Source organism: Burkholderia sp. 10_S31 (assembly GCF_056930375.1).
The window spans coordinates 2,232,639-2,246,174 of sequence record NZ_JBXOWK010000001.1; the positions used below are offsets into that span (position 1 = coordinate 2,232,639).

Sequence of the window (13,536 nt, forward strand, 5' to 3'; positions counted from 1 at the left end):
GGTGCGCATCGCGCGAGTCGCGTGTGCGCCTGTCCTTTTGCTACGCAGACCGCGCATGCCGCCCTTGCCGGCGGCATGCGCCCTTCTTTCCCGCTTCGCGCGGCGAAACGGGCCCCCGCATGAGATCGACGTTTTCCCGCTTTTCCTTCCGGCTCGCCGGACTCGTATTCGCGTGTGCGGCTGGCGCGCAGGCGGCGCACGCGGCATGCGCCGCGCCGCCCGCGAACGCGACGCCGCAATGGCGACCCGCCATCCATTACACGCCGCAACGCAACTGGATGAACGATCCGAACGGCCTCGTCTACGAAAACGGCCGCTATCACCTGTTCTATCAGTACAACCCGCTCGGCCACGACTGGGGCAACATGTCGTGGGGCCATGCGACCAGCACCGATCTCGTCCACTGGCGCGAGCAGCCGGTCGCGATGCACGCGAATGCCACGGAGGAAATCTTCTCCGGCTCGATCGTCGCCGACACGCACAACACGTCCGGCCTCGGCACGCCGGGCAAGACGCCGCTCGTCGCGCTCTATACGAGCGTCTACAAGGCCGGTTCCGGTCACGCACCCGGCACGCAGGCACAGTCGCTCGCGTACAGCCTCGACCACGGCGCGACGTGGCAGCCCTACGCGCACAATCCGGTGCTCACGCTCGACCCGGAGTCGAAGCAGTTCCGCGACCCGAAGGTGTCGTGGTACGCACCGGGACGCTACTGGTTGATGACGACCGTCGTCGCCGACGCGCACGTCGTGAAGCTCTACCGTTCCGACGACCTGGTCCACTGGTCGTTCCTGAGCGACTTCACGCTGCCGGACGTGCCGCATGCAGGCGCGCTGTGGGAAATGCCCGACCTCGTGCCGCTGCCCGTCGACGACGATCCGCGGCACATCAAGTGGGTGATGATCGTCAACGTCAACCCGTGGTCGATCGCCGGCGGTTCCGGCGCGATGTATTTCGTCGGCAACTTCGATGGCCGTACGTTCGTTCCCGATCGCGTCGCGCCGGCCGGTTCCGATCCCGCTCAATTCCGCTGGGTCGATCATGGCGCCGACTTCTATGCAGCCGGCACGTTTTCGGGTGCGCCGGGCGCCCGCCCTGTCGCGATCGCGTGGATGAGCAACTGGGACTACGCGGCGAAAGCGCCGACGGCACCCTGGCGCGGCGCGACGACATTGCCGCGCGAGTTGGCGCTGAAGACGATCGGCGGCGAACCCACGCTCGTCGTGACGCCGGCCGCCGCATTCGATGCGTGGGCCGACGGGCGGCCCGCCGTGCATGAAGGCGATCTGAGCGTCGACTCCGCCACGCGCATGCTGCCGGCCGCGACGCGCGGCGTGGTCCAGCGCATCACGGTGACGATCGCGCCGCAGCGCTCGGCCCGCGCGGGCTTGATCGTGCGCGGCTCGGCGGACGGTGCGATCGGCACCCGGATCGTGTACGACACCGCGAAACGCACGCTGACGCTCGATCGCTCCCGCTCTGGCGCAACGGATTTCGCCGGCACCTTCAGCCGCGAGCACATCGTCGATCTGCCGCTCGAGCACGGACGCCTGCAGCTCGAGATCGTCGTCGATCGCGGGTCGGTCGAAGTGTTCGCGAACGGCGGCCGCACGGTGCTGACGGACCTGGTCTTTCCGCCGCTCGATGCGGACCGCGTCGCTGTGTTCGCCGAGCATGGCAGCGCGACGTTCTCGGGGCTGACGGTAACGCAGCTCGATGCGCGCGACCCAGCCCGTGACGCCTGTGCATCGCGCTAGCGATACGGATTGACGGCGGGGGCTGCGCCGCCCGACGTCACGTCAGGCGAGGCAGCCCCCGCCGCTTGTACGCTCAGAGCAGCCCCATCCCGCCCGACGCGATGATTTCCGCGCCGACGATGAATGCGGACTCGGGCGCGCTCAGGTGCAGCACCGTCGACGCGATTTCGTCCGGCGTGCCGAAGCGGCCGATCGGGACGAGGCCCTTGATCTTGTCGGCCGTCTCGTCGAGCGTGGCCGCATCGAGCCCGAGCTTGCCGTACAGCGGCGTCTGGACCGGCCCGGGGCTCACCACGTTCACCCGCACGCCGTGCGGCAGCAATTCCGTCGACAGCGTCTTCGCGAACGAGTTGACGGCCGCCTTGCTCGCCGCATACACGGACGAACCGGGCATCCCGATGTGCGCATTGATCGAGCCGTTGATCACGATCGATGCGCCGCGGTTCAGCAGCGGAACGAGCGCCTGGATCTGGAAATACGCGCCCTTCACGTTGGTGTTGAACACGAGGTCCCACATCGCCTCGTCGCTATCCGCGAACGGCGCGAGTTTCGCGACGCCCGCATTGATGAACACCGCGTCGAGCCGCGCGCCGGACGCCGCGATCGCGTCCGCCAGCGCCCGCGCCGACGCAACGCTGCCGGCCTCGTTGCGGATCGCGAGCGCGCCGTCGCCGAGCGTCTCGCGCGCGGCGGCGAGCGTCCGCTCGTCGCGGCCGGTGATGATGACCCGCGCGCCTTCGGCCGCGAATGCCCGTGCGGCCGCGAGGCCGATGCCGCTGTTGCCGCCCGTGACGAGTACCGTCTTTCCTTCGAAGCGTTGCATGATGTTCTCCTGTGAACCTGTGAGTTGACCGTGAACACAGCATGCGCGCGGCGCCCGGCCATGCCGTACGACCGGCGCGGCAGACATGTTCGAAATCTTCGAACATGTCTGCCGGGGCCTGCCGGTCGCGAGCCCGGCTGACGCTCTCAGCCCGTCACGTCGATCCCGTCGAGCAGCCGCTGCGCGAGCCTCGGTTCGCGCAGTTGCTCGAGCCACCATTGCAGCGCGCGGCCGTCGCGGTCGCCGCGCCACGCAACATACAGCACGTTCGGCTCGCGCGGATCGACCGTTTCCTTCTCCACCAGCTCGCCGCGCGCGAGCAACGACGCGACCCGCCGGCGCGGTACCCAGCCGACGCCGAGCCCGTCGCGCTGCGCGAGGATCTTCGCGCGCATCGACGGCACGGCGAGCACCGCCTGGCCGCCGAGCAGTCCGTACGCACGGCCGGCCGTGCGCCGCGACGAATCGGCGACGACGACTGCGCGATGCGCGCCGATCGCGTCCCGGGTGAGCCGCTCGCTCGCCGATGCCAGCGGATGGCGCGGCGATACCGCGAACACCCATTCCATCACGCCGAGCTCGAACCACTTGAAGCCCGGAATCGCCGGCGGCTCGTTGGTCGCGCCCACGACCAGATCCGCGCGGCCGTCGCGCAGCGCTTCCCAGGTGCCGCCGAGCACTTCGTGCGTGAACCGCAACGACACGCCCGAATCGAGCGCATCGAACGCGTGCACGACCGGCAGCAGCGTGTCGAACTCCAGCACCTCGTCGCTGACGATCCACAGCCGGTCCTCCCAGCCGCTCGCGACCTGCCGCACGCGCTGCGTGAGCCGGGCGACATCGAGCGCGAGGCGCGACGCCTCGTCGGTCAGCAGCTGCCCGGCCGGCGTGAGCTGCAGCCGGTAGCCGCGCCGATCGAACAGCAGCGCGTCGAAACGCGCTTCGAGCTGTCGCGCGGCGTGCGACACAGTCGACGGCGCCTTGCCGAGCCGTGCGGCCGCCCGCGACAGGCTGCCGGTGGCGCGGATCGCATCGAGCAGCGCGAGTTCGTCTTCGGACAGCATGAGTTGCACTCCGGTCGGGGGGGTGTGGTGGATCGTAAGGCAGCGGCGGGCGGCGGTCCAATCGAATGACGCTGTGCGCGGGGTGCGGTGGATGCCGGGCCGGCCGGTATTCATCTTGAAGCGGGTCTCGCGAATCCGGACGGCCTTGCGTCCAGCGCTCATCGCTCCGGCAACGGCACGCGCCTTCCCGGGCCGCCCGAAGTCGTTCGCGTGTTCCCGGAGGCCATTCAGGCGATGAACTTCCGGTATGCTGACCGGCATCAAATCCGGACATCCGAGGTAACCACTGCGATGGACATCGCGATCCGCATCGAAGGCCGTCACGACCTGACCGGGCAAATCTTCCGGCAATTGCGCACCGCGATCGTCGACGGACGGCTCGAGGGCGGCGCTCGGCTGCCGTCGACGCGCGATCTCGCGAAGCAGCTCGGCGTGTCGCGTAAAACGACGCTCGACGCGTTCGAGCGGCTCGTCGCCGAGGGCTACCTGAACACACGCGCGGGCGACGGCACGTTCGTCGCGGACGGCCTCGCGCGGGTTCCGCATGCGGCGGCGGGCTCGACGCCGTCGCTCGTCGAGGACACGCCGCGCGTCCACGCGGTCGACGCACGGGCGCTGTGGGACGACCTGCCCGATGCGCTCGCGATGCCCACGCCGCAGGACTCGCCCGCCTTCGACTTCCGCGGCGGCGTGACCGACAAGACGCTGTTCCCGTTCGACGCATGGCGCCGCTGCCTGCATCACGCATTGCGCCAGCAGGCGCGCGGCCCCGGCCAGTATCACGACCCGGCCGGCGATCCGCAGTTGCGCGGCGCGATCGCGCGCTACGTCGGGTTCAGCCGCGCGGTTGCCTGCGGCTGGGACGACGTGCTCGTCACGCAGGGCGCGCAACAGGCGCTCGACCTGATCCCGCGCGTGGTCGTGCGGCCCGGCGACGTCGTCGCGGTCGAGAATCCCGGCTATCCGCCGGCTCGCGCGGCGTTCGCGTCGCTCGGTGCGACGGTGATCGGCGTGCCGGTCGACGCACACGGCCTTGTCACCGAGCGGCTGCCCGACGACGCACGGCTCGTCTACGTGACGCCGTCGCACCAGTTCCCGCTCGGGATGCCGATGACGCTGGACCGGCGCGTCGCGCTGCTCGAATGGGCGCAGCGCCGCCGCGCGGTGATCATCGAGGACGACTACGACGGCGAGTTCCGCTTCGAAGGCCGGCCGGTGGAGTCGCTGAAGAGCCTCGACCGCACGGGCCTCGTCGCGTACGTCGGCACATTCTCGAAGACGATCTTTCCCGAACTGCGCATCGGCTACGCGATTCCGCCGCGCGCGCTGCGCGGCGCGCTCGCGAAGGCGAAGCAGATCGTCGACTGGCATACCTGCACGCTGACGCAAGCGGCGCTCGCGCGCTTCATGCTCGAAGGCGATTTCGCGCGGCACCTGCGGCGCGTGCAGAAACACTACGACGCGCGCCGCAAGATGCTGCTCGCGCACCTGCGCGGCGACCTCGCGCCGTGGTTCGACACGATCGTGCCGACCGCCGGCATCCACCTGGCCGCGCACCTGAAACCGGGGCTCGACGAAGCCGCACTGGTCCGCGCGGTCCGCGGGCACGACATCGGCCTGTACGGGATCTCGGCATTCCACGTCGGCTCGGCGGCGCGCGCGGGGCTGCTGTTCGGCTATGGCGGAATCGACGCGCTGCGCATCGACACCGCGCTCGCGAAACTCGCCGAGCTGCTGGGTTCGAACAGCTTCGGCAGCTCGCCACTGGTTACCTGAATTTCGCCAGAATTGGTCATTCAAGCGGGCCAGTTGCACGCTTAAAGTGGGTCCTGTCGCGCCACCGTGCGCACCCAACCGAAAAAGGACCTGCCATGCAACCGCGCCTGAACTTCTATACCGCCAGCCCGAACGCGATCAAGGTAATGCGCAACGCCGAGGAATTCATCGCGAAGAGCTCGATCGAGAAGCCGCTCGCCGAGCTCGTCCGGCTGCGCGCGTCGCAGATCAACGGCTGCGCGTTCTGCGTCGACATGCACACCACCGACGCACGCAAGGGCGGCGAGACCGACCGACGCCTGGCGACGGTGGTCGTCTGGCGCGAAACGCCGTTCTTTACCGACCGCGAACGCGCGGCGCTCGAATGGACCGAAGCGCTGACGCTGGTCGCCGACAACCACGTGCCCGATTCCGTCTGGGAAGCCGTGAAGCCGCACTTCAGCGACACGGAACTGTTCGAGCTGTCGATGCTGATCGCGACGATCAACACGTGGAACCGCTTCGCGATCGCGTTCCGCAAGATGCCCGAGTAAGGAGACGACGATGATGCATTCCCGCTCCATGCTCCGCCGCGCGCTCCTGTGCACGGCGCTCGCGCTCGGCGCCGCGCTGCCGGCCGCCGCCCACGCGCACGGTGCCGACGACAACGTGCACGCGATCATGCGGCAGGCCGTGCCCGAAGCGCCCGGCAAGCTCGCCGTCGTCGCGACCGTCGACTATGCGCCCGGTCAGTCCTCCGAAGCGCACAAGCACCTCGGTTCGGTGTTCGCGGTCGTGTCGAAAGGCGAAGTGCTGTCGCAGGTGAACGGCGGCCCGGTGCGCCGCTACCGCGCCGGCGAAGGCTGGTACGAGGCGCCCGGCTCGCGCCACCAGGTGTCGCGCAATGCAAGCGCGACCGAGCCCGCGCAGCTCGTCGTGTTCGGGCTGACGGGCGAGCACGAGCCGCTGAAGTCGCCGATCGATCAGTGACGACGTTTCAGGCGCGCGCGCCGGGCACGCGCCTGTTTCATGACCCAGACCGGTTTCCCCGCCGGTTGCGTGCGGATGCCTCACCGGTTTCCGCCGCTTCGCCCGCCATTTCCCCCCGCCGCTTCCTCATTAGCCGCTCCCTACACAGCGCCCCCCGCACGCGGCCGTCCGTCGCGCGACCTCCCCGCTCGTCCGCACCGCCATGCGACGCACGCCCGATCGCGCTCGTCGCGCGCGAAAACCCTTTCTTGAAATTAACTAACTCATCAATTAGCGTCGTCTGCATGAACGCGAAATCCACCGTCGCCAGGCCGCGCGGGCGCCGCCCGTCGGTGGAGGACTTCGACCTGCGCGATCACATGCTCGATGTTGCGATCCAACTGTTCGCCGAGCGCGGCATCGCCGCGACGACGGTCGCACAGATCGCCACGGCCGCCGGCGTCACGTCGGCGATGGTCCATTACTACTTCACGAATCGCGAGCAACTGCTCGATGCGATCGTCGAGGAGCGGCTCGCGCAAGTCATCGCGTTCGTGTGGCGGCCGACCGCGCCGCAGATCGAAGGCGATCCGTTCGCGCTCGTCGCCGAACTCGTCGACCGGTTCTTCGACGTTACGCATCGCATGCCCTGGCTCCCGTCGATCTGGCTGCGCGAGATCGTTCACGAAGGCGGCCTGCTGCGCGAGCGGATGGTCCGCCGCATTCCGCTCGAGCATGTCGGGCGTTTCGCCGAACGCATCCGTGCCGCGCAGCAGGCCGGCACGCTGAACCCATCGCTCGAACCCGCATTCCTGTTCCATTCGATCATCGCACTCGTGATGCTGCCGCTCGCGACCGCGAAGCTGTGGCAAAGCGCGCGCGGCCTGCCACCGATCGATCGCGACGTGCTGCATCGCCACGTCCGCGCGCTGCTCGACTCCGGACTGCAGCGGCCCGCCCCCGCGCCGGATGCGCGTTCTCGCGCGCCACGGAGGCCGTCGTGAGCACCGCCTGCCCGCTGCCGCTCGCGCTGGCCGCCGCCGCGCTGCTCGCCGGTTGCGGACGGCCGGCAGACACCGGCGCGACCTACCAGGGCTACGTCGAAGGCGAATTCGTCTACCTGTCGTCGTCGCAGGCGGGCACGCTGACGCAACTGTCGGTCGAACGCGGCCAGGCCGTCGCGGCCGGCACACCGGTGTTCGCGCTCGAGGCCGTCAGCGAAACGGCCGCGTTGCAGCAGGTGCAGCATCAGCTCGCGGCCGCACGCGCGCAGCTTGCCGACCTGCAGACCGGCAAGCGCGCGCCGGAGGTCGCGGTCACGCGCGCCCAGCTCGCGCAGGCCACCGCACAAGCCGCGCGGGCCGCCGCGCAACTCGCGCGCGACGAACGCCAGTACGCGGCCGGCGGCGTGTCGAAGCAGCAGCTCGACGATACGCGCACGGCCGCGCAGACCGCCGCCGCACAGACGCGCGAGTTGCAGAACCAGGTCGAAGTCGCCCGTTTGCCGGGCCGCACGCAGCAGGTCGCCGCCCAGGCCGCGCAGGTCGACGCCGCGCAGGCGGCAGTGGCCGAAGCACAATGGAAGCTCGACCAGAAGCGCATCGCCGCGCCCGCCGCCGGGCGCGTGTACGACACGCTGTACCGCGTCGGCGAATGGGTGCAGGCCGGCAATCCGGTCGTGCAGATGCTGCCGCCGCAGAACCTGAAGGTACGCTTCTTCGTGCCGGAGGCGGCCGTGGCGTCGCTCGCCCCCGGGCGTACGATCGCGATCCACTGCGACGGCTGCGCGGCCGACGTGCCCGCACGCATCACCTACGTGTCGCGCGAAGCCGAGTACACGCCGCCCGTGATCTACAGCAACGAGAGCCGGGCCAAACTCGTGTTCATGGTCGAGGCGCGTCCGGCGCCCGCCGACGCGCCGAAGCTGCATCCGGGCCAGCCGGTCGCCGTGAGCGTGCGATGAACGTGCCGCCCGCTCCGTACGCGATCGACGTCGACCGCCTGAACAAGCGGTTCGGCGACAAGCATGTCGTGAAGGACGTATCGCTGCGCGTCGCGCGCGGCGAGATCTTCGGCTTTCTCGGGCCGAACGGCAGCGGCAAGACCACGTCGATCCGGATGATGTGCGGCCTGCTCACGCCCGACTCGGGCAGCGGCACCTGCCTCGGCTACGACATCGTGCGCGACAGCGCGCAGATCAAGCGGCGCGTCGGCTACATGACGCAGCGCTTCTCGTACTGGGAAGACCTGTCGATCCGCGAGAACCTCGATTTCGTCGCGCGCGTGTACGGGATGGCCGACCGCCATGCGGCCGTCGCGCGCGCGCTCGACGGGCTCGGCCTCGCGAGCCGCGCGGACCAGCTCACGGGCGCGCTGTCGGGCGGCTGGAAGCAGCGCCTCGCGCTCGCCGCGTGCATGCTGCACGAGCCGGAACTGCTGCTGCTCGACGAACCGACCGCCGGCGTCGATCCCGCCGCGCGCCGCGACTTCTGGGAAGAACTGCACCGGCTGGCCGCGCAAGGAATCTCGGTGCTCGTCAGCACGCACTACATGGACGAAGCCGAGCGCTGCCACAAGCTCGCGTACATCGCGTACGGCGAACTGCTCGCGCAGGGCACGTCGGCGGAGATCGTCGCGTCGCAGCACCTGTCGACGCGCGCGGTGGCCGGCGAGCACCTGGCCGAACTGTCCGCGCGCTTGCGCACGATGCCGGGCGTCGACCAGACGGTCGTGTTCGGCTCGGTGCTGCACGTGAGCGGCCGCGATCGCGCGCGGCTCGACGCGACGCTCGCGCAGGTGTGCGGCAACGCGTCGTTTCAGGTCGCGCCGATCGACACCGGGCTCGAGGACGTGTTTATTTATATGATGGGCCGCGCGCCCGGCCCCGCCGGCGGAGCGCCGTCATGAGCGCGCGGGCGAGCATGCGCGGCGCGTTCTCGGTCGCGCGCTGGTGGAGCATCGTGCTGAAGGAATTCCTGCAGCTGCGTCGCGATCGCGTGACGTTCGCGATGATCGTCGGCGTGCCGATCATCCAGCTCGCGCTGTTCGGTTTCGCGATCAACACCGATCCGAAGCATCTGCCGACCGCGGTGATCGTTGCCGATTCGAGCCCCTTCACCCGCAGCTTCATCGCCGCGATGCGCAATTCCGCGTACTTCGACATCGTCGAAACGCTGCCCGACGAAGCGGCCGGCCGACATGCGCTCGCGCGCGGCGACGTGCAGTTCGTGCTGAGCGTGCCGGCCGATTTCTCGAGGCGGCTGCTGCGCGGCGAACACCCGTCGCTGCTCGTCGAGGCGGACGCGACCGATCCCGTCGCGACCGCGTCGGCGATCGGCGCGCTGCCCGGTCTCGTGCAGCCCGTCGCGGACAAGGACCTGACGGGCCCGCTCGCGCGCCTGAACGGCCGCCCGGCCGCGTTCAACGTCGTGCTGCACCGCCTGTACAACCCCGAAGGCATCACGCAGTACAACGTCGTACCGGGCCTGATGGGCGTGATCCTGACGATGACGATGGTGATGATGACGGGCCTCGCGATCACCCGCGAACGCGAGCGCGGCACGATGGAAAACCTGCTCGCGACGCCGGTGCGGCCGATCGAGGTGATGACGGGCAAGATCGTCCCGTACGTGTTCATCGGGCTGATCCAGGTGTCGATCATTCTCGCCGCCGCGCGGTACGTGTTCGAGGTGCCGTTCGTCGGCGGCGTGTTCGCGATCTACCTGTCCGCGCTGCTCTTCATTGCCGCGAACCTGACGGTCGGCATCACGCTGTCGTCGCTCGCGCAGAACCAGTTGCAGGCGATGCAGCTCGCGGTGTTCTATTTTCTGCCGAACATCCTGCTGTCGGGCTTCATGTTCCCGTTCGCCGGAATGCCGAAGTGGGCGCAGTTCATCGGCAACCTGCTGCCGCTCACCTACTTCAACCGCCTCGTGCGCGGCATCCTGCTCAAAGGCAACGACTGGGCCGACCTGTGGCCGTCGGTATGGCCCGTCGCACTGTTCACCGTCGTCGTGATGAGCGTCGCGCTGCGCTTCTACCGGCGCACGCTCGATTAGGGGCCGCGCGATGAAACCCGCTTCGCGTCGCCCCTCCCACGCTGCCCGCTGCAGCGCGCTGGCCGCCGTTGCGCTGCTCGCCGGGTGTGCGGTCGGGCCGGACTTCCGCGCGCCCGATCCGCCGGCCACGCAGCAGTACACGCGCGACGCCGCACCCGCTACCACGGCGGCCGCCGGCGGCCCGGCGGGCGACGCGCAGACGTTCGCGTCGTCCGCGCACACGCTGCAACGCTGGTGGACGCAGTTCGGCTCCGAACCGCTGGACCGTCTCGTCGATACCGCATGGCACAACAGCCCGACGCTCGCCGAGGCCCGCGCGCGGCTCGACGAAGCGCGCCAGAACCATGCGGCGCAAGCCGGCGCGACGATGTTGCCGCGCGTCGACGCGAACCTCTCCGCCACGCGCGAGCAGGTCGACATCGCCGCGTTCGGGCTGCCCGCCAACGTGCCGAATCCCGGGCCGTTCACGCTGTATGACGCGTCGGTGAGCGTGTCGTACGCACTCGACGTGTTCGGCGGCAACCGGCGCGCGCTCGAAGCGCTGCGCGCCCAGGTCGACTATCAGGCGTACACGCTCGACGCCGCGCGCCTGACGCTCGCGGGCAACGTCGTCGCGACCGCGATACTGCGCGCGTCGCTCGCGCAGCAAGTCCAGCTCACCCGGCAGCTCGTCGACGCACAGGCGCGGCAGTTGCGCATCGTCGAAGCGCGCTTCGCGGCGGGTGGCGTGTCGCGTGCCGACGTGCATGCGCAGCGCGCGCTGCTCGCGCAGACGCAGGCCTCCTTGCCGCCGCTCGCGGCTCGCTACGCGCAGGCCGGCCACCGGCTCGCGATCCTGCTGGGCGCGCCGCCGTCCGGCGATGCACTGCCCGAGCTCGCGCTCGATGCACTCGCGCTGCCTCGCACGCTGCCGGTCGCGCTGCCGTCGACGCTTGCGCGCGAACGGCCAGACATCCGCGCGGCGGAGGCCGTGCTGCATCAAGCGAGCGCGAACGTCGGCGTGGCCACCGCGAACCTGTATCCGCGTTTTTCGATTTCGGCGGGGATCGGGTCGGAGCGCACGCGCATCGCGGATATCGTCAGCGGGCTCAATGTGTGGAACGTCGGCCTGGGCCTGACGCAGCCGCTCTTTCACGGCGGCGAGCTGCGCGCGAGGAAACGCGCGGCCGAAGCGGCGTACGCCGCCGCGTTCGCAAGCTATCGGGAAACCGTGCTGCTGGCGCTTCAGCAGGTTGCCGACGCGATGCGCGCGGTCGAACACGATGCCGCCGAACTGCAGGCGAGAGACACCGCCGCGCAACAGGCAGCGGCAAGCAACGCCATTGCCGGCGACCGTTATGCGACAGGCGGAATCAGCCTGTTCAACCTGCTCGACACGCAGCGACAGGCCCTGCAGACCGCGCTCGACCGTACCCGCGCGCAAGCCGACCGGCTTGCCGATACGGCGGCGCTGTTCCAGGCGCTGGCGGGAAACTGGGCGGACGATTCGCACCACTGATCGGCACGATGGCTCGGGCATGCTTCGTCAAACCCGCGTGATGGAGAAGCGCGCCCGCGCGACGTGCTCCGCGCGAACCCACGAAAAAAACCGGCCCGAAGGCCGGTTTCTTCATACCGCATGCCGTGAGCGGCGCTTGCGCGCCGCGCGACATCAGAAGCGGTGGATCATGCCGACGCCGACTGCAACCTGGTTCTGGTTCGAACCTGCTGCCACGCCGTCGCCGATCTGGGTCGTCGCTGCCTGGATGCCGCCAGCCTTGTTCAGCGTGTTGCCGGTCGCGTGCTGGTAAGCCTCGAGTGCGTACAGGCCCGTGCGCTTCGACAGGCTGTAGTACTGCGACAGCGTGACCTGGTGGTACTTGGCCGCGCTCGAGATGCCGTTCGACTGCGTTGCCGCCGTGTATGCATAGCCTGCCGCGAAGTCCCACTGCGGCGCTGCCTTCCAGTGCAGCACGGCGCCTGCCGTGTTGAAGATCGCCGTGTTGCGGAACGCCGAACCGACGCCCGGCACGTACTGGACGTTCGTGTACGACACGGACACGTCCCATGCCGGCGTGAACTGGTAGCCGGCCGTCACACCGAGGCGCTGCTGCGTTTGCGCCGTCTGGTAGCCGCTGTTGATCGCCGACACGGCCGGCTGGCCGCCGCTCGTGACCGTCGAGTTGTCGCCCCACACGCCGCCGCCGAGCGTCGAGTTGTTGACCTTCTGGAAGCCGACCGCGACGCCTGCCGGGCCGTTCAGGTACTGGATCGCCGCGCTCCACGTCGAGCCGCGGTTCACGCTGCCTGCGACGCCGCCGAACGAGTACGAACCGCCGACCGTGAAGCCGTAGAACTTCGGCGACATGTAGACCAGCGAGTTGTTCGCGCGGTAGCTCGTATCCAGCGAGTCGATATCACCCGGGTGCGCGCCGTATGCGCCCGTCAGCCACGTCGTCGGGCTGTACGGCGACAGCAGCGTGTAGTACGCGGTGTACTGGCGGCCTGCCGTCAGCGTACCGTAGATCGGGTTCGTCATGCCGACCCATGCCTGGCGGGTGAAGATGCCGCCCGCCCATTGCGATGCGCCGTTGTTCGCGTTGAAGCCGGCTTCCAACTGGAAGATCGCCTTCGTGCCGCCGCCGAGGTCCTCGCTGCCCTTCAGGCCGAAACGGCTGCCGGCCCAAATGCCGGTGCCCATCGACACTTTCGAGTGGCCGCCGCTCGTCGCGCCGGTCGACGGCGCTGCGTTGTTCTGGTAAGCGATAGCGTTATCGACGATACCGTACAGGGTCACGCTGCTCTGGGCGTGGGCTGCGGTAGCGGCTGCGAGACCCACTGCCGTCATGGCGAAAGCGACGCGCTTTTTCATTGATTCTCCGTCCTCAAAGAATGATTTCTTTTCTGGTGTGGTTTTATGCACATGTGCGAGTACATGCCGGTGCGATTCTGACGGATTACCAATCGTTTCCCAATACGCACAGTCGGTCATCGTATGATCGACGCAACGCACGGGTTCACCAAATGGTTACATAACACCTGAAAACGCTTACGCGGTGGGGCTCTCCGGCATTTCCCGGTGAAAACCCTAGCTTTACATTTTTACTGGTGCAACACGACCGTCCGATGTT

12 protein-coding genes are annotated in these 13,536 nt (G+C 68.9%); 9 read left to right on the plus strand and 3 right to left on the minus strand.

The window, feature by feature from the left end:
• The first annotated feature begins 119 nt into the window (after positions 1-119).
• Positions 120-1,757: a glycoside hydrolase family 32 protein gene (locus AC1Z3W_RS10025; RefSeq protein WP_057929817.1), complete on the plus strand. Its 1,638-nt coding sequence runs from the start codon at positions 120-122 to the stop codon at positions 1,755-1,757.
• Between the two features lie 73 nt (positions 1,758-1,830).
• Here AC1Z3W_RS10025 and AC1Z3W_RS10030 read toward each other — a convergent pair whose 3' ends face one another.
• Positions 1,831-2,580 carry an SDR family oxidoreductase gene (locus AC1Z3W_RS10030; protein WP_124834171.1) on the minus strand — a complete coding sequence of 250 codons (750 nt, stop codon included), beginning with the start codon at positions 2,578-2,580 and terminating at the stop codon, positions 1,831-1,833.
• Positions 2,581-2,726: 146 nt separating this feature from the next.
• The gene (locus AC1Z3W_RS10035) at positions 2,727-3,644 is read right to left on the minus strand and encodes a LysR family transcriptional regulator (RefSeq protein ID WP_057929815.1); all 918 of its coding nucleotides are present in this window, start codon (positions 3,642-3,644) and stop codon (positions 2,727-2,729) included.
• Between the two features lie 291 nt (positions 3,645-3,935).
• Between AC1Z3W_RS10035 and pdxR the strand changes: the two genes are divergently transcribed.
• From pdxR to AC1Z3W_RS10075, 8 genes are all read left to right on the plus strand, one after another.
• On the plus strand, positions 3,936-5,420 hold the full coding sequence (pdxR, locus tag AC1Z3W_RS10040; RefSeq protein WP_483507529.1) for a MocR-like pyridoxine biosynthesis transcription factor PdxR: 1,485 nt from the start codon (positions 3,936-3,938) through the stop codon (positions 5,418-5,420).
• Between the two features lie 95 nt (positions 5,421-5,515).
• Entirely contained in the window at positions 5,516-5,953 is a 438-nt protein-coding gene (locus tag AC1Z3W_RS10045) for a carboxymuconolactone decarboxylase family protein (protein ID WP_057929813.1), read from the plus strand.
• Between the two features lie 10 nt (positions 5,954-5,963).
• Positions 5,964-6,389: a cupin domain-containing protein gene (locus tag AC1Z3W_RS10050; protein WP_082664935.1), complete on the plus strand. Its 426-nt coding sequence runs from the start codon at positions 5,964-5,966 to the stop codon at positions 6,387-6,389.
• Between the two features lie 284 nt (positions 6,390-6,673).
• The gene (locus AC1Z3W_RS10055) at positions 6,674-7,372 is read left to right on the plus strand and encodes a TetR/AcrR family transcriptional regulator (protein WP_057929812.1); all 699 of its coding nucleotides are present in this window, start codon (positions 6,674-6,676) and stop codon (positions 7,370-7,372) included.
• A complete protein-coding gene (locus AC1Z3W_RS10060; RefSeq protein ID WP_483507530.1) occupies positions 7,369-8,331 on the plus strand; it encodes an HlyD family secretion protein in 963 nt (320 codons plus the stop codon). The genes AC1Z3W_RS10055 and AC1Z3W_RS10060 overlap by 4 nt, the downstream gene beginning before the upstream one ends.
• Complete coding sequence (locus AC1Z3W_RS10065) at positions 8,328-9,275, plus strand: ABC transporter ATP-binding protein (protein ID WP_124834174.1); 948 nt, start codon at positions 8,328-8,330, stop codon at positions 9,273-9,275. Before AC1Z3W_RS10060 ends, AC1Z3W_RS10065 begins: the two co-directional genes overlap by 4 nt.
• The gene (locus AC1Z3W_RS10070) at positions 9,272-10,426 is read left to right on the plus strand and encodes an ABC transporter permease (RefSeq protein WP_057929809.1); all 1,155 of its coding nucleotides are present in this window, start codon (positions 9,272-9,274) and stop codon (positions 10,424-10,426) included. Before AC1Z3W_RS10065 ends, AC1Z3W_RS10070 begins: the two co-directional genes overlap by 4 nt.
• A 10-nt stretch (positions 10,427-10,436) precedes the next feature.
• Complete coding sequence (locus AC1Z3W_RS10075) at positions 10,437-11,924, plus strand: efflux transporter outer membrane subunit (RefSeq protein ID WP_124834175.1); 1,488 nt, start codon at positions 10,437-10,439, stop codon at positions 11,922-11,924.
• Between the two features lie 153 nt (positions 11,925-12,077).
• Here AC1Z3W_RS10075 and AC1Z3W_RS10080 read toward each other — a convergent pair whose 3' ends face one another.
• Complete coding sequence (locus AC1Z3W_RS10080) at positions 12,078-13,277, minus strand: porin (RefSeq protein WP_057929807.1); 1,200 nt, start codon at positions 13,275-13,277, stop codon at positions 12,078-12,080.
• Between the last annotated feature and the right edge of the window lie 259 nt (positions 13,278-13,536).

Bases quoted from the DNA above. Each gene is read 5' to 3' on its own strand.
- AC1Z3W_RS10025 (WP_057929817.1), top strand. From the start codon at position 120: ATGAGATCGACGTTTTCCCGCTTTTCCTTCCGGCTCGCCGGACTCGTA.
- AC1Z3W_RS10035 (WP_057929815.1), bottom strand. From the start codon at position 3,644: ATGCTGTCCGAAGACGAACTCGCGCTGCTCGATGCGATCCGCGCCACC.
- AC1Z3W_RS10050 (WP_082664935.1), top strand. From the start codon at position 5,964: ATGATGCATTCCCGCTCCATGCTCCGCCGCGCGCTCCTGTGCACGGCG.
- AC1Z3W_RS10030 (WP_124834171.1), bottom strand. From the start codon at position 2,580: ATGCAACGCTTCGAAGGAAAGACGGTACTCGTCACGGGCGGCAACAGC.
- pdxR (WP_483507529.1), top strand. From the start codon at position 3,936: ATGGACATCGCGATCCGCATCGAAGGCCGTCACGACCTGACCGGGCAA.
- AC1Z3W_RS10070 (WP_057929809.1), top strand. From the start codon at position 9,272: ATGAGCGCGCGGGCGAGCATGCGCGGCGCGTTCTCGGTCGCGCGCTGG.
- AC1Z3W_RS10045 (WP_057929813.1), top strand. From the start codon at position 5,516: ATGCAACCGCGCCTGAACTTCTATACCGCCAGCCCGAACGCGATCAAG.
- AC1Z3W_RS10080 (WP_057929807.1), bottom strand. From the start codon at position 13,277: ATGAAAAAGCGCGTCGCTTTCGCCATGACGGCAGTGGGTCTCGCAGCC.
- AC1Z3W_RS10075 (WP_124834175.1), top strand. From the start codon at position 10,437: ATGAAACCCGCTTCGCGTCGCCCCTCCCACGCTGCCCGCTGCAGCGCG.
- AC1Z3W_RS10065 (WP_124834174.1), top strand. From the start codon at position 8,328: ATGAACGTGCCGCCCGCTCCGTACGCGATCGACGTCGACCGCCTGAAC.
- AC1Z3W_RS10055 (WP_057929812.1), top strand. From the start codon at position 6,674: ATGAACGCGAAATCCACCGTCGCCAGGCCGCGCGGGCGCCGCCCGTCG.